Origin of the sequence: Streptomyces pyxinae (assembly GCF_024756275.1) — a bacterium.
In the GTDB taxonomy this organism is placed as follows: domain Bacteria; phylum Actinomycetota; class Actinomycetes; order Streptomycetales; family Streptomycetaceae; genus Streptomyces; species Streptomyces pyxinae.
In genome coordinates this window covers 34,359-53,779 of sequence record NZ_JANUGQ010000039.1, presented here as the reverse complement: position 1 = coordinate 53,779, position 19,421 = coordinate 34,359, and the positions used below count along the sequence as shown (strand labels likewise).

18 protein-coding genes are annotated in these 19,421 nt (G+C 72.1%); 13 read left to right on the top strand and 5 right to left on the bottom strand.

Going from position 1 to position 19,421, the window contains the following annotated elements; translation table 11 throughout:
- Positions 1 to 127 precede the first annotated feature (127 nt).
- The 4 genes from NX801_RS31085 (at position 128) to NX801_RS29100 (ending at position 3,793) form a co-directional block, all read left to right on the top strand.
- Positions 128 to 388, top strand: coding sequence for a DUF6059 family protein (locus NX801_RS31085; RefSeq protein ID WP_428986264.1), 261 nt, complete (start codon positions 128 to 130; stop codon positions 386 to 388).
- On the top strand, positions 385 to 2,202 hold the full coding sequence (locus NX801_RS29110) for an acyl-CoA dehydrogenase family protein (protein WP_258790951.1): 1,818 nt from the start codon (positions 385 to 387) through the stop codon (positions 2,200 to 2,202). The genes NX801_RS31085 and NX801_RS29110 overlap by 4 nt, the downstream gene beginning before the upstream one ends.
- Complete coding sequence (locus tag NX801_RS29105; protein WP_258790950.1) at positions 2,202 to 3,056, top strand: 4'-phosphopantetheinyl transferase family protein; 855 nt, start codon at positions 2,202 to 2,204, stop codon at positions 3,054 to 3,056. The genes NX801_RS29110 and NX801_RS29105 overlap by 1 nt, the downstream gene beginning before the upstream one ends.
- Positions 3,057 to 3,187: 131 nt before the next feature.
- Positions 3,188 to 3,793, top strand: coding sequence for a response regulator transcription factor (locus tag NX801_RS29100; RefSeq protein WP_258790952.1), 606 nt, complete (start codon positions 3,188 to 3,190; stop codon positions 3,791 to 3,793).
- 15 nt (positions 3,794 to 3,808) lie between these two features.
- Here the strand turns inward: NX801_RS29100 and NX801_RS29095 are convergent, their stop codons facing one another.
- From NX801_RS29095 to NX801_RS29080, 4 genes are all read right to left on the bottom strand, one after another.
- On the bottom strand, positions 3,809 to 4,993 hold the full coding sequence (locus NX801_RS29095; protein ID WP_258790949.1) for a sensor histidine kinase: 1,185 nt from the start codon (positions 4,991 to 4,993) through the stop codon (positions 3,809 to 3,811).
- A gap of 156 nt (positions 4,994 to 5,149) precedes the next feature.
- Positions 5,150 to 6,754, bottom strand: coding sequence for a SagB family peptide dehydrogenase (locus tag NX801_RS29090; RefSeq protein WP_258790948.1), 1,605 nt, complete (start codon positions 6,752 to 6,754; stop codon positions 5,150 to 5,152).
- 110 nt (positions 6,755 to 6,864) lie between these two features.
- Positions 6,865 to 9,156 (bottom strand): TOMM precursor leader peptide-binding protein, encoded by a 2,292-nt coding sequence (locus NX801_RS29085; RefSeq protein WP_258790947.1) that lies wholly within the window; start codon positions 9,154 to 9,156, stop codon positions 6,865 to 6,867.
- Positions 9,153 to 9,326, bottom strand: coding sequence for a hypothetical protein (locus NX801_RS29080; protein WP_258790946.1), 174 nt, complete (start codon positions 9,324 to 9,326; stop codon positions 9,153 to 9,155). The genes NX801_RS29085 and NX801_RS29080 overlap by 4 nt, the downstream gene beginning before the upstream one ends.
- Positions 9,327 to 9,633: 307 nt before the next feature.
- Between NX801_RS29080 and NX801_RS29075 the strand changes: the two genes are divergently transcribed.
- From NX801_RS29075 to NX801_RS29050, 6 genes are all read left to right on the top strand, one after another.
- Positions 9,634 to 10,452, top strand: a complete 819-nt coding sequence (locus tag NX801_RS29075; RefSeq protein ID WP_258790945.1) for an AfsR/SARP family transcriptional regulator — start codon at positions 9,634 to 9,636, stop codon at positions 10,450 to 10,452.
- Between the two features lie 171 nt (positions 10,453 to 10,623).
- Positions 10,624 to 11,397, top strand: coding sequence for a cyclase family protein (locus NX801_RS29070; RefSeq protein ID WP_258790944.1), 774 nt, complete (start codon positions 10,624 to 10,626; stop codon positions 11,395 to 11,397).
- Positions 11,394 to 12,152, top strand: coding sequence for a thioesterase II family protein (locus NX801_RS29065; RefSeq protein ID WP_258790943.1), 759 nt, complete (start codon positions 11,394 to 11,396; stop codon positions 12,150 to 12,152). The genes NX801_RS29070 and NX801_RS29065 overlap by 4 nt, the downstream gene beginning before the upstream one ends.
- A gap of 144 nt (positions 12,153 to 12,296) precedes the next feature.
- Positions 12,297 to 13,571 (top strand): beta-ketoacyl-[acyl-carrier-protein] synthase family protein, encoded by a 1,275-nt coding sequence (locus NX801_RS29060; RefSeq protein ID WP_258790942.1) that lies wholly within the window; start codon positions 12,297 to 12,299, stop codon positions 13,569 to 13,571.
- Positions 13,568 to 14,842, top strand: coding sequence for a ketosynthase chain-length factor (locus tag NX801_RS29055; RefSeq protein WP_258790941.1), 1,275 nt, complete (start codon positions 13,568 to 13,570; stop codon positions 14,840 to 14,842). Before NX801_RS29060 ends, NX801_RS29055 begins: the two co-directional genes overlap by 4 nt.
- 96 nt (positions 14,843 to 14,938) lie before the next feature.
- Positions 14,939 to 15,202, top strand: coding sequence for an acyl carrier protein (locus tag NX801_RS29050; RefSeq protein WP_258790940.1), 264 nt, complete (start codon positions 14,939 to 14,941; stop codon positions 15,200 to 15,202).
- Between the two features lie 193 nt (positions 15,203 to 15,395).
- On the opposite strand, the gene NX801_RS29045 is transcribed toward NX801_RS29050, so the two are convergent.
- Positions 15,396 to 15,833 carry a nuclear transport factor 2 family protein gene (locus tag NX801_RS29045; RefSeq protein ID WP_258790939.1) on the bottom strand — a complete coding sequence of 146 codons (438 nt, stop codon included), beginning with the start codon at positions 15,831 to 15,833 and terminating at the stop codon, positions 15,396 to 15,398.
- A gap of 208 nt (positions 15,834 to 16,041) precedes the next feature.
- On the opposite strand from NX801_RS29045, the gene fabG reads away from it, so the two are divergent.
- The 3 genes from fabG to NX801_RS29030 are packed head-to-tail and all read left to right on the top strand — an operon-like array spanning position 16,042 to position 19,400.
- Entirely contained in the window at positions 16,042 to 16,827 is a 786-nt protein-coding gene (fabG, locus tag NX801_RS29040) for a 3-oxoacyl-ACP reductase FabG (RefSeq protein ID WP_258790938.1), read from the top strand.
- Between the two features lie 31 nt (positions 16,828 to 16,858).
- Positions 16,859 to 17,833, top strand: a complete 975-nt coding sequence (locus tag NX801_RS29035) for an aromatase/cyclase (protein WP_258790937.1) — start codon at positions 16,859 to 16,861, stop codon at positions 17,831 to 17,833.
- The gene (locus NX801_RS29030) at positions 17,826 to 19,400 is read left to right on the top strand and encodes a class I adenylate-forming enzyme family protein (RefSeq protein ID WP_258790936.1); all 1,575 of its coding nucleotides are present in this window, start codon (positions 17,826 to 17,828) and stop codon (positions 19,398 to 19,400) included. Before NX801_RS29035 ends, NX801_RS29030 begins: the two co-directional genes overlap by 8 nt.
- The last annotated feature ends 21 nt before the right edge of the window (positions 19,401 to 19,421 follow it).

Here is a 19,421-nt window from a genome sequence, read left to right as displayed (position 1 = left end):
GGGGGGCCACGGCCGAGGCGGCCGCGCTGCGCCGACCGGCCTGACCGGGGCCGGTGGGACGGTCGAGTCGGGGTCTAGTGCGAGAAGGGAAGGTGGCCGGGTCGGTAGGGGAGTGGGAGTGAGCTGAGTGGCTTTCAGGTGTGTCGGGCGATTGCTGGTGCTGTGGGCCGTGCGCGTCACAAAGGGCTTGTGGCGGGGGCTGGTCGTGTTCGGGGAGTCGCTGGTGGGCGGATTTCCCGGGAGTGGGGAGGAGGAGCCGCTCGCCGGGCCGCTCCCCGGGCATCCGGAGAGGCTGCGGACCGACATCCCGCTCAGCGCACTGGAACGGGACCTCGCGCGGGAGTTGACGAAACGGTGCGATTGGCCTCCGACGAGGAGTCTCCGGTGAGTGAGGCGACGACGGAGGCCGAGGCCGGGGTGCGGCGAAGGATCGCGGAGGTGGAGAGAGCTCTCGGGGATCCGGACGACGCGGCGAATCCGGTCGGCTTCGCCGCCCTGCTGTCGGCGGACGAGAGGTTCGAGTGGCCGGCCGAGGCCGAGCGGCGGCTGGACGCGGTCGGGTTCGGCGCCGAGTTCGTCCCTGCGGCGCTCGGCGGACGGCTGGCGCGAGCCGATGTGCTGGCCCGGACACTGCGCCCGGTCTTCCGCCGCGATGTGGCGCTGGGGTTCGGGTACGGGATCACTTCGCTGTTCGCCGCGTCGGCGGTCTGGGCCGCGGGTTCGCGGGGCCAGCGGACGCGGCTCGCGGAACTGATGCGCGGCGGCGGCCGGACGGCGATCGTGCATCACGGCCTCGCGCACGGTAACACCATGTGGCGGGGCGAACTCGCCGCCCGCCCCGACGACCACGGTTTCACGCTCGACGGCCGCAAGGACGACGTGGTCAACGCCGAGCGGGCCAGGGCGTTCGTCGTGTACGCGAGGACCGGGGAAGAGCGGGGAGCGGCGAGTCACTCCGTGCTGCTGCTGGAGGACAACGGGACGGTACGGCACCGACCGCGGTTGTTGCCGAGGCGGTTGAGCACCGGGATGCGCGGCTGCCGGTTCGCCGGGCTGGAGTTCACGGACTGCCGGGTGCCGGCCGACGCCCTGGTGGGAGAGCGGGGCCAGGGTCTGGAGCTGGCCCTGCGCACGTTCCAGCTCAATCGCTCGCTGATCTCCTCGGTGCTGCTCGGATCCGCCGACACGGTACTGCGGGCCGCTGTGCGAGCGGCGGAGACGGACCGTGAGCGCCGCCCGGGCGGCCGCCGACCAGCGGTGCTCGCCTCGGCCTTCGCCGATCTGCTGCTCTGCGACGCGATGGCCACGGCGGTGCTGCGCTCGCTGCACCTGTTTCCGGACAGCGGCCACCTGGGGGCCGCCGCGGTGAAGTACCTGGTGCCCGACCTGGTGCGGGAGGACCTGGAGGAGCTGGGTACCGTGCTCGGCGCAGCGGGCTACCGCCGTGACGGCGCGCAGGGCGCACAGGGGTTCTTGCAGAAGCTGCTGCGGGATCTGCCCGCCGCCGGGCTCGGGCACACGGGCACGGCAGCCTGCCAGGCGGTGCTCGTTCCCCAGCTCCCGTTCCTGGCACGGAGATCGTGGGGCGTGACACAGGACCCGCCGGACCTGCTCTTCGCCGCGCAGGAGCCGTTGTCACCGTTCGTGTGGGAATCGCTGGCGGTGGCGGGGGGCCAGGATCATCTCGTGGCCGCGCTGCTCGGCGCCGTTCGCAGACTGCGGGACGGTGGCGGTGCTCCCGCCGGTCACGGGGACGACGCGACCCGGGCCGCGCTGCGCACGATCGCCGGGACGTTCGTGACCGAGCTGGCGGAGCTGCGCGAGAGGTTCCGGGTGGTGGAGCCGGACGGCCGGGGCCTCGGAACCAGCGCGCGATGGGCGGCGCTGACGGACCGGTACGTCCTGGTCGCGGCGGCCGGGGCAGCACTCGGCCACTGGGTGCGTCTCGACGGCACGGACCCCTTCCTCGCCGACCCGGCGTGGCTGGTGCTCGCGCTCGGCAGGCTCGCCGGACGGCTGGGCAAGAGGCTTCCCGACCCGCCGCCTGGCTGTGTGCAGCGAGTGTACGGCGAGGCGGTCGCCCGCTTCCGCACCGGGCGCGCCTACGACCTGCACGGTGCGGCGCCGGCCGGGCCGGGTGCGACGGCGGCCGGGCCGGGTGCGACGGCGGACGGGCACGGACGCCGGGGGAGGACGGCGTGATGGCGGAGCGTGGCTCGGTCGCCCCGCCGATCCTGATGGCGAGCCCGGACGGGCCCTGGCTGCGGGTGCGCGAGTCCGTGGCGTTCTTCGGCAACGCGGTGGTGTACGCGAACTGGCAGCAGTGGCGGTCCGCGGTGGCCTCAGGACCCGAACTGCGCTCCCTGCTGGGCAACCATGACTGGCAGCGCTTCAGCGCACTGGACAAACCCGAGGTCAGGTACCGCTTCGCGGTGTCCAGGATGCTGATGCGGCACGCCGCGAGCGCCGCGCTCCAGGTGCTGCCGGAAGCGGTGGAGCTCGCGTACAAACCGGGCGGGAGACCCTATCTGCGCGGCTGCGACCAGATCGACGTCAGTCTCAGCCACACGCTGGACCTGGTCGTGGTGGGCCTCAACCGGCTCGGCCGGATCGGGGTCGACACCGAGCTGACGCGGCGCAGGCTGCGCTACTCGGAGGTGCACCGCCAGATGTGCACGGCGGCGGAGCGCAGGAGGCTCGCCCGGTTGCCCGAGTCCGCGCAGGAGGCCGAACTGCTGCGGACCTGGACGCTGAAGGAGGCGTACACCAAGGCGCTGGGGCAGGGCATGCGGATGGGGTTCACCCAGTTCGGCTTCGGTCCGGGAGGGCGGGAGCTGCAGACGCCGGACGGGGACGCGGCCTCGTACGGGGAGTGGTCGTTCGGCACCTTCGGACTGGACCTGACCGGCGGTCCGGCGCCGGACGACCACTATCTGGTGAGCATCGCGTGCCAGGACACCGGGCACGGAGGCGCGGAGGACACATCGGTCGGCTCGATGCTGGACGAGGGGTTCCTCGGGCAGGTGGTGGATCTGCTGGGCCGGCAGGAGGGTTGAGGCACACGCCGGCCGAGAGACAGTGGTGGGTGAGGTGCGGCGGGACGTGATGATCTTTACGGCCGAAGATGTCGGGAACTGCATAATGGCGATCAATGAGTGCTACGAAACTTCGCACTGTGGGGGAAGAAATGATCAGGGTGCTGATCGCCGAAGACTTGCACATGCTCCGGAGGGCCCTGGTGGCTCTGATCGAACTGGAGTCCGACATCGTGGTGGTGGCCGAACTCTCCAATGGCAATGACATCGTTGCCCGGGCGGAGGCCGAACGGCCGGATGTCGCCGTGCTGGACATCGACCTGCCGGGCATGGACGGGATCACTGCCGCGAGCGAGCTGTACGCGACGGTCCCCGGTTGCCGGACCCTCATCCTCACCAGTCTCGGCCGCCCCGGGAACCTGCGCCGTGCGGTGGCCGCACACGCCTCCGGCTTCCTGCTCAAGGACACCGAACCGGAGCGGCTCATCGCCGCCATCCGCGCGGTGGCGGCCGGAGAGCGCGTGGTGGACCCCTCGCTGGCTCTGGCCGCGCTGGAGCCGGAGCCCACCACGCTGACCAGCCGCGAGCTGGAGGTGCTGCGGCTGGCCGCGCGGGGTGAGGAGGCCAGGCAGATCGCCGCCCAGCTGTTCCTGTCGGCGGGCACCGTACGCAATTACCTGACGGCCACGGTCAACAAGCTCAACGCCCGCAACCGGGTGGACGCCATTCGCATCGCCCGCGAGGCCGGCTGGCTGTGAGTCGAGGGGTGCCGGTCAGCGACCGTACGCGGCGCCACCGGCACCCTGCAGCCGCGGATCGCCCGCTTCGAGGCAGTCGTCCGGGGCGTTCCTGTCCCGCTCCACGGCCGGGAGCTCGATGACGGCCTCCAGGACGAACCAGCCGTCGCACCGGCCCGTCGCGGTCAGGGTGCCACCGAGCACCTCGACACGGGTGGCCAGACTGCGGATGCCGCTGTTGCCGTTGCCCTGCTCGGACGCCAGCGGCTGAAGGCGCACGGTACGCCCGTCCACGCCGTCGTTGGCCAGCCGGAGGGTGACGGTGCGTCCCCGGCGCAGCGAAGTGATCAGACAGCGCGAGGCATTGCTGTGCCGGAGCATATTGGTCAGGCCTTCCCGCAGGACGGTGGCCAGCGCGGTGTCCACGTCCCGAGGAAGCGTCCCGGACTCGACGCGGGTGACGGTGGCGATGTCCAGCGTGCCGAGCATGGACTCGGCGTCGGCCACCTCCGTGGCCAGGCTCATGTTGCGGTATCCGGAGGCCACCGCGCGTACGTCGGCCAGCGCCTGGCGCGAGGTGCGCAGGATCTCGGTGAGCTCCTGCTGCACCCGCCCGGCCTGCCCGGGCAGCAGGCGGTACGCCAGCTCGCATTTGAGAGTGATGGTGGACAGGCTGTACCCGAGCAGGTCGTGCAGGTCGCGGGAGAAGCGAAGCCGCTCCTGGTCCACGGCGAGCCGCGCCAGGTCCGCCCTGGACTGATGGACCTCCGCGACCATGTCGGTCAGCCGGGACAGCCCGAAGACCACCAGTCCGGTCAGCACGGTGGAGACGGTGGTGTACGACAGGTCGCGCCAGCCGAGCCCGACGAAGAACTGCATCACATCGGTGCCGGCCACGACCAGCAGGAAGCAGGGCCACGCCAGGATGTCCGGCAGTACGAGCAGTACGGAGCCGGCCAGCAGTCCGGGCAGCGGCAGCCACGCCTGCTTGAAGGTCAGGAAGGGCACAAACGTCAGCAGGGTCTGCAGCACCAGCAGAAGCAGCCGGTGCCGGCCGAGCCGGGGCACCAGTCCGGGAAACGACACCAGCAGTTGAACCGTGAGGATCACCAGCAGCAGCACCATGGCCTGAGTGAACGTTTCAGCGGAGGGATGGGCGCTGTATTCGTAGGTGATCGCGACGAAGCAGAAGGCACACAGCACCACCGCGGTGATGGTCATGGCGAGTCTGGGCGCCAGACTCTTGGATCTGCTGGTCAGAGAGCCGATCGGTGTGGCCTTCGGCGGGCAGCCCGAAACCATCTACTTCACTCTCCCCCGTTGATCCGGCGGTCCGCCAGAGGCCGGCCGCCGGTGAATGATGACTTGTGTAAGCAGCTAATCACGCACGGCGCCGCCCCGCCATGCCGGGACGGGTTCCCGCCCGGAGCACGGTGGAGGACCGGTCCCGCGCGGCACCCGGGGCTCCTCCCCGGACGAGGCGGGCGGACCGATCAGGAACTCGCCCACACCGGACTCCGTACGCCGGTCCAGCCGCAGTGCCCGCGGCGCGGCATCGGCATCCCCCGCGGTCAGCGCGCACGAGCCGAGACCCATGGTGGTGGCGACCAGGGAGAGGGTCCGCCGCAGCGCGCCGACGTCCTTGTGGAGGCAGGCGCAGGCGGTCCCGCTGAACTCGCGGGACGCGCGGCGGAAGCGGGCGGTGATGGCGATCAGCAGCTCGGGTGGCTCCGGCAGTCCCGCCTCGGCCTGGGCGTTCGCCGACAGTTCGGCCAGGGCCTCCGGCACCGCGTCGACGCTCTCCAGCGCGTGCGCGACCGGGTCGTAGTGATAGGCGCCCGGCGCGGGCCAGGTGTTCTTCCCCACGAGGAGGTACAGCTCCAGCGTGTAGGGGTCGCCCGGGCCGGAGTGCGCGCGCTCGTCGTGGACGCAGCCACCAAGTCCCCCGGGGCCGGGGAGGCGTACGGAACGCACCCGTGCCACCTGGTCCAGCAGCGACCCGACCTGTTCCGCGGTCAGCTCGCCGGTGCCTCCGACCGGCAGCGGCCGGCCTTCCAGGACGGTGCCGGACCCGGGCCCGCCGGCCGCCGGCTCGTCCGCGCCGGAGCAGGGGAGGAGGACAGCCGGCGGGCCGTGCGCGGCTCCGGCCACGGGCTCGGCGGGCAGCCGCCCGACGTGCTCGAAGACGGAGCCGACGGCACCGCCGTGCCGACCGCGCGCGTGCGTCGGCAGGTCGTCGGGGGCCCAGGACGGCAGCGCCGGGTCGTGGTCCTCGCCGAACCGGGGTGGCGTACCGGGCCGGCCGCCGTGACCGCGTTCGGCGAACACCACCAGTCCGGCCGCGGCCAGGTAGGACAGAGCGGTGTCCACGAAGGAGTCGGGCAGCGCGGGAACGTTCCACTCCTCGGGCGGGGCGGCGGCCGCCGGGCCCCCGGCCGTACCGCCGAGCCTGACCAGCAGCACGGACGCTTCGGGGCGCAACAACTCGGCGCGGTGCAGGGACAGCGGGGATTCCAGACACAGCCCGTCCCGCGCGTGCCGCAGCACGGTGAAGCGGGAGAGCCGCGCCGGCGGGTTCCCGGGCGGCGGCAGCGGAGCGAACCTCGCCTGCGCGGACAGCGGTACGACGGACAGCAGCGGAAACGAGCCCACGGCGACGGTGCGCACCACCACGTGCTGGATCCGGCGCAGCACCTCCAGCAACTCGGTCGCCTCGGCGCTGACCTCCGTCCCGGGCCTGACGGTGCCGCTCTCGGGGAAGTCCGCGACGACGTTGCGCAGCGAGACGGGGCCGGTGACCATCCGCCGCAGCGCCTCCCTGACGGCCGGTCCCGGGGCCTCGAGCCGCAGCTCGCCCCAGTGGGTGTCGAGTACGACGGGGCCGGACCCGCCGGACGGGTCGCAGCCGGAGTCCAGGAAGGTGTCGTCGCGCAGGGACCACAACTCGTTGAGCCGGGTTCCGGCAAGGTGGCCGATCAGCAAGGGTCGAATCCACAACTGGTTGTCGGGGGCGCCCGGAACGGAGCCGGAGCGGTGAGCGAGCGGGGCGGGATGCCGTGGTACCGGGGGTGCCGTCGTACCGGGGTGGCTGGTCAGAGGAAGAGCGGTACGGGGTTGAGATCCTCGTAGCGGGTGGGGGCGGCAAGTCTGCCCAGCCGCACGGGGGCGTCGAAGAGCCGGCCCGGTGCGAAACGGGCCCAGTGCGGGCGCAGACCCGGCACGATGACACGGACCACCGGCAGCCCCACATCGGGGCGGGTCTGGTCGAGCACCAGGAGCTCCAGACCCGCCCGGGCGACGATGTCGCCGGCCGCCGAGACGTCCTCCAGCAGGTCGGCGCGCGGCACATAGGGGTGGTCTGCGGGGCGCACGGCCCGCGCGGCCGGGTCGGGCAGCAGGTGGGGCCGGCCGTCGGCGCGGGCGGTCCGCATCCAGCTCAGGGTCTCGGGGTCGGTGAGGGCGTAGCCGGAGCCATCGGGGCGGGCGTCCAGCACCGGTGGCAGCAACTGGTTGGTCTCGGCCAGGGCGCGGCGCAGTGCGACACGTGGGTCGAAGTGGGCGCCGAAGCCCAGCACGATGTCCTCGGCGGTCTTGTCGACGCGCCGGGACAGCGCGGCGAAGACGGGGATGCCGAGGTCGGAGGTGAGGTCCAGGGCCCAGACCTCACGGTGCAACGAGGCATGCACGGAACGCAGTTCGGCCACCCAGGTATCGGCGAAGGAGTCCAGGTCGACGCCGGGCTGACAGGTGCGGTTGTACCACCACAGAGCCACCGCGTCCCGCTCGACGAGTTCCAGAAAGCCCTGGAGCACCGCGTCCTCCAGGCTGCCGCCGGCGGCTGTGCCGTTGGAGTTCGCGTGGCAGAAGCGGCCCGCGTCGAGCTGCCCGGAGCCGTAGTACAGCAGCGAGGTCGGCAGCAGCCGGTGTCGGCCGGAGGTGAGCGACCACACCGGGGTCCACTCGATCTCCGCGTTCTCGTCGAAGGGATCGGTGACATGGTGGAAGTGGCTGTGCTCGGCGTTCCAGCGGTGCCGGTCACGGAACTGGCGCGGGTCGTACAGCTGCACGTCGTCCGGATGGACGGCCTCGTCGCCCAGCTCTCTCAGGGACGACCGGCGGATCGGCTCGTCGCCCTGCAGATGGCCCGAGTGCCGCTCCATCGCCTCGCCGAGGGCGCCCACTCGGGCCTGCAGGGGCGTCGCGCCCTTGCCGGAGCTGGTGCCGCGAAGCCCTGCCCGCAGGGAGGTCAGGCCGTGCGCGCCGGCCGCCGGATTGGACCCGGCGTGGAAGGAGTTGAGGAAGGCGGGGCCGCGCGGGTCCCGGCGGATCTCCTTGACCAGCCCGGTGACCGGGTCGATCAGGTGCCCGTATCTCTCCAGCATCTCCTCGGGGCTCAGCGCCCGGTGACCGCCATTACCGAGGTCCCGCTTCGGGCGCGGGACGAGTGCCACGGGGGAGCCGACCTGGCGGCGCATCAGGCCGGTGTCACCGCAGGCGGCGCACTGCGGGCGACGCTGTACCGGGTGGTGCTCGCCGGTCAGGTCCAGCCCGTTCAGCGTCCACAGTTGCCGCTGGCCCGGACGGCGGTGGCCGCCCAGCCATTTGACGGCCTCCAGGACCGCCAGGTGCAGCCCGGCCAGCCGGCCGGCCGACAGCGAACAAGAAGGCCGCGGCAGCGGCCCCGAGCGGTGCAGCATGCGCTGCACATGGGCCTCGACCGGACGCCCCCGCCACAGCCGGTCGGCCAGGCAGTACCAGCAGGGTCCGTCGGCCGCGCCGAAGAACGGGCCGATCCAGGTCTGCGCGCCGCCGGTCCTCACCGGCAACCAGGTCCGGCCCGCCGCCCGGTGCTCGGCGTCGACCGACTTGAGGGCGGGGTCCAGGTAATCCTCGCAGTGCACGAGTGTCAGGTCCGCGGCGAGGGCATCGGAGGCGGGTACGGTGCCGAGCCCCGCGGCCTCGGCGGCGCGCCGCAGCTCTCCGGCGTCGGCGCCGCCCACGGCGGTGACGTGCACCGCTGAGGTCCGCAGCCGGTCCGCGGCGGCGGGCCCGGACAGGCCTGCGGCCTCCCAGAAGGCGTGTTCGGCCGCCGCCCCGGGGGCCGGCCCGGCCGCGTGCTCGGTCAGCAGACCGGCCTGGGAGAGCCTGGCCACCACCCGGCCGGCCTGCTCGGTGGGCATGAGATCCGCGGCCTCCCGCAGCACCGACTCCAGGCGGCGTGTGCCGTCCAGCAGCGGCGCCAGCCGCTCGACGTGCTCGCCGTGCAGAGCGGTCACGCGCTGGTCCGATATCAGGTACACGGCTTCACCCGGTACCGCCTCGACCCGCAAGTGCGGCTTGAAGCCCACATAGGCCCCGGCGCCGGAGGACGCGGTGAGGGTCATCGGGTGGCGCGGTGGGCGAGCTGGTGGCCCTGGGAGGCGGGGGCGCTGAACGGCGCGTCGACCCAGCACACGAAGGAGTCGGTGGGCGGGGCCCAGTGGGAACCGTGGACGAGATCCTCGATCACCAGGTCGTCGAAGTCGTCCGTCGGGCACAGGGTTTGCATGGCCATCGTGGTGTCCTCGATGTCGTGAGCGGAGAAGGGGCAACGTGTGCTGTCCCGCGCCGGTTCGGGCCGGTTGCCGCGGTGACAGCCAGAAGTCTGCTGGGGCCTCCGGGGCCGGGCCAGTGCCTGCCTCATGCGCGAGGGGTGAAAAGTTCATGGGTGCCGGGTGTGCGATGCGCGGCGGGTTCGGGACTGCGGCACTGGGTGCGGGCCGCGCGCCTGCGACATGCTCAAGCGGTCATGAAGTCCGGCTGGAACCGGTCATCCTCGTCGTCGGCGGAGTCATCCCGCGGACCGCATCTCGGAGAATCCCTTGGACATCAAACTTCTGGGCCCGCTGAGCGCGGAGCTGAATTCGGTCTCCATCGCTCCCAACGCCGGCAAGCCCCGCCAGCTCCTTTCCCTGCTCGCCATGAACGCGAACCAGGTGCTGCCGGTGCCGACGCTGATGGAGGAGATCTGGGGCACCGGGATGCCCCGCAGCGCGCTCACCACACTGCAGACCTACATCCTTCAGCTGCGCCGGCTGATCAACGCCGCGCTGGGCCCCGAAGCGCCGCACGGCGCCAAGGACGTCCTCATGACCCGGCACGGAGGCTATCTGCTCCGGATCCCACAAGGCTCCGTGGATGTATTCGAGTACGAACGGCTCGTCACCGTGGGCCGGCAGGCGATCGGCGACGGCGACGACGGGGCCGCCTCGGCCGCGTACGGCGAGGCCCTGTCGATGTGGCGCGGCCCCGCGCTGGTCGACGTACGCGTCGGCCCGCTCCTGGAGATCGAGCTGGCACGGCTGGAGGAGAGCCGGCTCGGCGCGCTGGAGCGGCGCGTCGAGGCCGATCTGCGGCTGGGCCGCCACGGCCAGCTGCTGGCCGAGCTGACCACACTGATCGGCCGGCACCCGCTGCACGAGAACCTGCACGCGCACTGCATGACCGCGCTGTACCGCGCGGGCCGCCGCTGGCGGGCTCTGGAGGTCTACCAGGGGCTGCGGGGACGCCTGGTGAACGAACTGGGCCTGGAGCCCTCGGCGCACGTGCGGGCCCTGCACCAGGCGATTCTGGCCGCCGACCCATCCCTGGACGCGCCGGGTACCGGACGCCGCTCCCTGGCCGACCTGCATGTTGCCTGACCCCGCGCGAGCGCATCCGGGTCCCGGCCCCTGCTCCCCGCCCGCCCGGGCGCCGGAGACGGGGCTGCGGCCGGGCCTCGATCCGGACTCCAGCCCGGGCCCCCACAGTGCACGCAGGACGTTCCGCCGTGTTCCGCGGCCGGAACCAGACGCACCGGACATGGGGGAATCTTGCGCATCATCGACCTTTCCCAGCCGATCGACGCCTCCGGCTGGGAACCCGACCCGATCACACACGAGGTCATGACGCCGGCCGAGGGCGCCCGTCACATGAGCGAGGAGATGCGGGAGCACTTCGGTCTGGAATTCGACCCCGCCGAGCTGCCCGGCGGTGAACTGCTCTCCCTGGACACGCTGACGCTCACCAGCCACACCGGCACGCATGTGGACGCGCCCTCGCACTACGGCTCGAAGAGCGAATACGGCGTACCACGGCACATCGACCAGATGCCACTGGACTGGTTCCTGCGCCCCGCGGTCGTTCTGGACCTGACCGACGCCGGCGTCGGCGTCATCGGCGTGGACCGGATCAAGGCAGAACTGGACCGGATCGGATACCGGCCGCGTCCGCTGGACATCGTGCTGCTGCGCACCGGCGCCGACCGGCACGCCGGCACCCCTCGCTACTTCACCGACTTCGCCGGGCTGGACGGACCCGCCGTCGATCACCTCCTCGATCTCGGGGTGCGCGTCATCGGCACCGATGCCTGGAGCCTGGACGCACCCTTCACACATATGATCGAGCGATACCAGAGGACCAGCGACCGGTCGGCACTGTGGCCCGCGCACTTCGCCGGACGCCGCCGTGAGTACTGCCAGATCGAGCGGCTGACCCGACTCGGCTCGCTGGAGCAGCCGTTCGGCTTCAAGGTCGCCTGCTTCCCCGTGAAGATCGCGGGCGCCGGGGCCGGCTGGACACGGGCCGTGGCCCTGGTGGAGGAGTGAGCGAGGACACCCGCCCGCGTCTGTTCTGCTTCCATCACGCGGGCGCGGGGGTCAGCTCCTTCGCGCGCTGGCAGCGGATATTCGGCGCACGCCGCGAGGTGGTGCCCGTCCTGCTGCCCGGGCGGGACATCCGGGCAGCGGAGCCGAGGATCACCGACCCCGACCGGCTGATGGCCGAACTGCTGCGATCCGTGGGGCCGTTGCTGGATCGTCCGTACGCGCTGTACGGCCACAGCCTCGGCGCTCTGGTCGCCCACGCCCTCGCCCGTACCATCGACCGGCTCGGTCTGCGCCGGCCCGACCGGGTGGTGCTGGGCGCCGCGCTTCCCCCGCATCTGCCCTCCTCGCTGCTGCCCGCCCCCTTCCCGCAGGGCCACGAACTGCTGTGCCGGCTGGTGGCCCAGGGCCAACTGCCCCGGCAGGCCCTCGAAGAGGGCGAGGACGGCGTGTGGCACCGCAGGGCGCTGCCGGTGATTCGCGACGATCTGAAGCTGGCCGCGGCCCTGCGCGCGGTGGGTGGCGAGCCGCTGGAGGTACCGGTGCTCGCCGTCGCGGGCCGCGAGGACGCCGTCGCGCCCGCCCGTCAGATCGAGCAGTGGCGTACGTACACCACCGCCGGGTTCGCGCTGCGCACGGTCGAGGGCGGCCACTTCTTCGTACGCGCGCCACGGTTGCCCAGGCTGCTGCGCGAGGAGCTGGACCGACCGGCGTACGCGTCCCCAGCGGCCGTCCGCCCGGGATCGAGCAGCGTTTGAGCACGGTGGCGCACCGTCGGAAACACCTTCGGGAACACCGGTACCGCCGGGACCCCGAGAACCGAGCAGAGAGGACGCGGTCGTGAAGACAGAACACACCCGTCACCGCATCCGGGCCCAGCGGCCCCGGAAGGGTGGGCAGCGATGAACCGTCGAGTGGTCATCACCGGAATCGGTGTGGTCGCCCCCGGCGGGAGCGGGGGGACGCAGCAGTTCTGGTCATTGCTGACCGAGGGTCGCACCGCGACCCGCCCCGTCTCCCTGTTCGACGCGTCCTCCTTCCGGTCCCGGATCGCCGCGGAGGCCGACTTCGATCCGGCCCGGTCGGGCCTCACCCCCCGTGAGATCCGCCGCATGGACAGGGCCGCACAGTTCGCCGTGGTCAGTGCCCGTGAGGCGGTCGCGGACAGCGGACTCGACCTGGACGCGCAGGACCCCTTCCGCATGGGGGTCACCATCGGCAGCGCGGTCGGCGCGACCACGGGCCTGGACACCGAGTACGCGGTCGTCAGCGACAGCGGTTCCACGTGGCACGTCGACCATGAGTACGCCGTGTCCCACCTGTTCAACCACTTCGTACCGAGCTCCTTCGCCACCGAGGTGGCCTGGGCGGTGGGCGCGCAGGGTCCGGCGACGGTCGTCTCCACCGGCTGCACCTCGGGGCTCGACTCCGTCGGCCACGCCGTCGAACTGATCAGGGAGGGCAGCGCAGACGTGATGATCGCCGGTGCCACCGACGCCCCGATCTCGCCGATCTCAGTGGCCTGCTTTGACGCGATCAAGGCCACCACGGCCCGCAACGACGACCCCGAGCACGCCTCGCGGCCCTTCGACCGGACCCGCAACGGCTTCGTGCTGGGCGAGGGTTCGGCCGTGTTCGTCCTGGAGGAGCTGCGCGCGGCGCGTGCCCGGGGAGCCCATATCTACGCCGAGATCGCCGGCTTCGCCTCCCGCTCCAACGCGTATCACATGACGGGCCTGCGGGCGGACGGCAAGGAGATGGCCGAAGCCATCCGTGTCTCCCTGGACGAGGCCCGGCTCGACGGGAGGGCGGTCGACTACATCAATGCCCATGGCTCGGGCACCAAGCAGAACGACCGGCACGAGACCACCGCGTTCAAGCGGAGCCTCGGCGCGCACGCGTACGACGTCCCGGTCAGTTCCATCAAGTCGATGATCGGTCACTCACTGGGCGCCATCGGGTCCCTGGAGATCGCCGCCTCCGCCCTGGCCATCGAGCACGGCGTCGTCCCGCCGACGGCCAACCTGCACGAGCCGGACCCCGAGTGCGACCTCGACTACACACCGATCACCGCCCGCGAGGCGCGGATCGACACGGTGCTCAGCGTCGGCAGCGGGTTCGGCGGATTCCAGAGCGCCATGGTTCTCACCCGGCCGGAGAAGAGGGAGGCGGCATGAGCACCGCACAGGCGGAGCGCACCGCGGTCGCCGGCGCCGCGTACGGCCGTGAGGACCGCGCGGCGGCCCCGGTGTTCACCGGCATCGGTGTCGCCGCCCCCAACGGCCTGGGCACCAAGGACTGGTGGAGCGCCACGCTCGCGGGAGAGAGCGGCATCCGCCCGGTCAGCCGTTTCGACGCCTCCCGGTACCCGGCCACGCTCGCCGGGGAAGTGCCCGGCTTCGAGGTCACCGAGCACATCCCCAGCCGGCTGATACCGCAGACCGACCACATGACGCGGCTGGCCCTCACCGCGGCGGCCGAGGCTGTCGAGGACAGCGGACTGGACCTGAGTGAACTGCCGGAGTACGCGGCGGGCGTGGTCACCGCCGCGTCCGCGGGCGGCTTCGAGTTCGGCCAGCGCGAGCTGGAGGCCCTGTGGAGCAAGGGCGGCCAGGCGGTCAGCGCGTACCAGTCCTTCGCCTGGTTCTACGCTGTCAACACCGGCCAGATCTCCATCCGGCACGGGCTGCGCGGCCCGAGCGGTGTACTGGTGACCGAGCAGGCCGGCGGCCTGGACGCCATGGCCCAGGCACGTCGCCAACTGCGCAGGGGCAGCAGCATGATGGTCACCGGTGGCGTGGACGGCGCGATCTGCCCGTGGGGATGGGCCGCGCAGCTCACGAGTGGGCGCCTGAGCACTCAGGACGACCCCCGGCAGGCGTATCTGCCGTTCGACGCCCGTGCCAACGGTCATGTGCCGGGTGAGGGCGGCGCGATCCTGATCCTGGAGGACGCCGAGGCGGCCCGGGAGCGCGGTGCCGGCCATTACGGCAGGCTCGCGGGCTATGCGGCCACCTTCGACCCGGGGCCCGGCCGCGGGGGCGAGCCCGGACTGCGCAGGGCCGCGGAACTCGCGCTCGCCGAGGCCGGGGTGACGCCCGCGGACGTGGACGTGGTCTTCGCCGACGCCTCCGGTGTCGCCGAGCTGGACCGGCTGGAGGCAGAGGCCGTCAACGCGGTCTTCGGGGCCGGCGCGGTGCCCGTCACCGCACCCAAGACCATGACCGGCAGGCTGGCCGCCGGGGGTGCCTCACTCGATGTCGCGGCGGCGCTGCTGTCCATCCGGGACTCGGTGATCCCGCCCACGGTCAACGTCACCGGACCCGCCGAAGGACTCTCCCTCGATCTGGTCACCGCGGTCCGCCGGGGGCCGGTGCGTACCGCGCTGGTGCTCGCCCGCGGCATCAACGGCTTCAACGCCGCCGCGGTGGTGACCGCGGCGGAGTGACCGGACGGTCGGCTCCGCCCCAAGCCGGCCCGCACGGCCGGATGTCCCGTATCACCGGTCCAGAGGACCGGGTTCCGTACCGAAAGGTGTTTCTTCATGGCTGAGATGACGCTCAAGGAACTGACCACGCTGCTGCGCGAGTGCGCCGGCGAGGAGGAGGGCGTGGACCTCGACGGCGACGTCATGGACGTCCCGTTCGTCGAGCTGGGCTACGACTCGCTGGCCGTTCTGCAGACCACCGGCCGTATCGAGCAGGACTACGGCGTCCAGATCTCCGACGACGCCGCCGCCGAGGCGCACACACCGCGGATGCTGCTGGCCTTCATCAACGAGAGCCTGACGCAGGCCGCCGCGGCCTGACCCCGCAGCCGTCCGGCACCCCACCGCCGTCCGCCCGGAGCCCTCACTCCGGGCGGTCGGCGTTTCCTTACGCCCCCGCACCTCCGTGTGACCGCTCGCGTCCGGGCGCCTCGCGCACGTGGCGCGCACGGACGAAAGCGCCGCGCCCCGGCCGTGGGAGACGGTCCGGGGCGCGGCGCGCGGGGGGAGAGGGTCAGGACAGGTCGTCGCGGTAGACCTGGCGGTCCTTGACCTGCCAGCGGCCCTCCGCGCGCACCAGCAGGTCGTCACAGCGGGTGCTGACGTGCAGCCTTGCCTGGCCGCCGCGCGGGGTCTCGATGACGAGGGCGTAGCACTGGGCGAACACCTCGTCCGGACCACGGCGTTCGACGTTGACCATGCCCAGCCAGTGACGGCGCTGGATCCCGGCCGCCGCGTACTCGTCGGTGGCCTTGCGGGCCGCGGCGGCGATGACCGCGCGGCCCGCGGCCGGCTCGGGGTGCGCGTTCGCGGCGAAGACACCGTCCTCGGTGAAGGTGCCGGCCCAGTCCTCGGCCTTGCCGCTGTCCAGCAACTGCATCTGGGCCGCGTAGAAATGCTGGATCTGCGTCTGCAGGACGGCCTCGGCGACGGCTGTGTCCGTGGTGGTCATGCGGGTCCCCTCTCGTGGACGCGTGAGTCTCGTTCGCCGGCGAGTCTGCGCGGCCGGACTCGGAACGCGATGGAACGCCGCTGGACCGACGGAGCTCCGGTCCCGTCCAGTTCCGCTCGATCGCCCTTCGAGACCGTCCCGGCACGTTGGTTCTCGTCAGACGTCCGCGACGGACGTCCGAAATCAATGTGCGAACGGAGCGTGCGCCATGACGAACGACGAGCGGCGGGTCGCGCTGGTCACCGGCGGTACCAGCGGCATCGGCCTCGCGACGGCCAGGGAGCTGGGCGCCAAGGGCTTCGCGGTCTTCATCTGCGCCCGCGGCGAGGAAGCGGTCGGGCTGACCGTCAAGGAACTGCGGGCCGAGGGCCTGGAGGCGGACGGTGTCACCGCCGACGTCCGCAGCCCGGAGTCGGTGAAGGCACTGGTCTCCGCCGTGATCGAGCGATACGGCCGGATCGACGTGCTGGTCAACAACGCGGGCCGCAACGGCGGCGGCGTCACCGCCGACCTGACCGACGAGCTGTGGTACGACGTCATCGACACCAACCTCAACAGTGTCTTCCTGACCACCCGGGAGGTCCTCAAGCAGGGCGGCCTGCGGGACCGCGGCTGGGGCCGGATCATCAACATCGCCTCCACCGGCGGCAAGCAGGGCGTGGTGCTCGCCGCCCCGTACTCCGCCTCCAAGCACGGGGTGATCGGGTTCAGCAAGGCGCTGGGCAAGGAGCTGGCCCCCACCGGCGTCACCGTCAACGCGGTCTGCCCCGGATACGTCGAGACGCCGATGGCCCAGCGCGTCCGCCAAGGCTACGCGGCCGCGTTCGACACCACCGTCGACGACATCCAGAAGCAGTTCGAGGCGAAGATCCCACTCGGCCGCTACTCGACTCCCGAAGAGGTCGCCGGCCTGGTCGCGTACCTGACCGCCGACACCGCCGCCTCCATCACGGCGCAGGCGCTCAACGTCTGCGGCGGCCTCGGCAACTACTGAGAATCCCGCTCGAAGAGAGGTAGGAAAGCCCGTGTCCGTCGACGTCTCCACCCCGTCCGCAGCGTCCCAGGAGCACCGGACTCTGCACAGCACGACCATCGAGGCACCGGCCGAGGTCGTGTACGACATCATCGCCGATGTCTCCCGCTGGCCGCAGTTCTTCGCTCCCAACGTCCACGTCGAGCGACTGGAGCACGGCGCCGGGAGCGAGCGCATCCACATCTGGGCCACCGCCAATGGTGAGGTGAAGCACTGGATCTCGCGCCGCGAGCTGGACCGCGTGAATCTGTCGGTGGCCTTCCGCCAGGAAGTGTCCCAGCCGCCGGTCGCCTCCATGGGCGGCAAATGGGTGGTCACCCCGATCTCCGCGACCGTCTCCCTGCTGGAGCTGTACCACGACTTCTCCGCCGTGGATGGTTCGGCCCAGGGCGAGGAGTGGATCCGCGCCGCGCTCGACCGCAACAGCGCCGCGGAGCTGGAGGGCGTCAAGCGCATCACCGAACTAGCCGGAGACTTGGACGAGTTGCTGTTCACTTTCGACGACACCGTGCACGTCGACGGGGCAGGCAAGGACGTCTTCGACTTCCTCGACCGTGCCGATCTGTGGCCGGAGCGCCTGCCGCACGTCGCCCGCCTGGACCTGACCGAGGACACCCCCGGCCTGCAGGTCATGGCCATGGACACGCGCACCGCCGACGGCTCCGTGCACACCACCGAGTCGGTCCGGGTGGTCTTCGGCGAGGACCGCATCGTCTACAAGCAGACGACCGTGCCGGCGCTGATGACGGCCCACACCGGTAGCTGGACGATCGTGCCGGCCGACGGCGGCGGCGTGGACGTGACCTCCCGTCATACCGTGATCATCAAGGCCACCGCCGTCGAGAAGGTGCTCGGCGAGGGCAAGACCGTCGCCGACGCCCGCGCCTACATCCACCGGGCCCTCAGCACGAACAGCACCAACACCCTCAAGCACGCCCGTGCGTACGCCGAGAACCGCCGTGGCTGACCGGCACCGGCAGTACGTCCCCGACGTGCCCCGGCGGCTGGACGGTCTGGTGACCGAGGCCGCCGCCGCGGCCCCCGACCGCACCGCACTGATCCATGGCGCGGACCGGGTCACCTACGGCGAGCTGGACCGGCGGGTGACGGCTGCGGCAGTGGCGCTTCGCACACTGCTGCCCGGTACCGGCGGGACTGTCGCGGTCGCCTCGGTGCTGCACCCGGATTTCGCCGTGGCGTACTACGCGGCGGCCCGCGCCGGACACGTGGCCGCGGTGGTCAACCCGCTGCTGCGCGAGGAGGACCTGCTGCACGTCCTCACACTCGGCCGGGCCCGGCTGGTGTTCGCCGACCCCGCGCTGTACGGACGGCTGGCCGCGGTCAGGGACCGGCTGCCCGAGCTGGAGCAGGTCGTGCTCATCGGCGACGGCGCCGGCGGAGGGCTCACCACGCCGAGCGCGGTGGTGGATGCCCCGCCGGCCGGCGGCGTACGGCCCGGGGAAGCGGCGGGCCCCGACGACGTGGCCTGCGTACAGTTCACCAGCGGTACCACCGGGCGGCCCAAGGCGGTGCGGCTCACGCACCGCAATCTGACGGTCAACGCCGACCAGATCGCCGTGGCGCACCGTCTCACCGGTACCTCGGTGACCGTCAACCACCTGCCCACCTTCCACCCCATGCATCTCAACTCCGCGGTGCGCGCGGCCGCCACGCAGGTGCTCTGCACCGGCCCCGAACCGCACCACGCGGTCGCGGCCGCCAATGAGCACGGCGCGACGCATCTGTACAGCCTGCCGGTACGGCTGGCCCGGCTGGCCGCCGCACCGGACCTGGACGAGCTGAGGCTGCGCACCGTCACCCGGATCGCCTCGGGCGGCTCGGGGCTGCCGGTCGCGGCCGCCGCACGGCTCACCGCGCGCTTCGGCATCCCCGTCTTCCAGGGGTACGGACTCGCCGAGACGTCACCGCTGACCCACAGCGACGACCCCGACCACCCGGTACCCGGCTCGGTCGGCCGGCCGGTCGCGGGCACCGAATGCCGCGTGGTGGATGTGGAGAGCCGCGCCGTGCTGCCCGCCGGCTCGGTGGGCGAGGTGCAGCTGCGCGGGCCGCAGGTGATGAAGGGCTACCTCGGCGGCCCCGACGGCACCGGACTCGAGCCGGACGGCTGGCTGTCCACCGGCGACGCCGGGCGGGTCGACGACGAGGGACGGCTGTTCCTCGTCGACCGCCTCAAGGACGTCTTCAAGTGCGACAACTTTCTCGTGGCGCCCACCGAGGTGGAGCTGGTCCTCGCCAGGCACCCGCTGGTGCGCGAGGCGGTGGTCGTCGATCTGCCCGACGAGTTCAGCGGCGCCGTGGCCGGAGCCCTGCTCGTGCTCGACCCGTCCGTCACCGCGGACGGCACCGGGCAGGCCGTCGCCGAGGCCGTGGCTTACGTGGGCGACCGGCTCCCGTACTACCAGCACATCCGGCACGCGCGCGCCGTCGAGGCGATCCCGCGTTCTGGCAACGGCAAGATCCAGCGCCGGCTGTTGCGTGAGCAGCTGCTCGGCCTGCTCGCCGGCGCCTGAGCCTCTTCCCGGCCCGAGCGG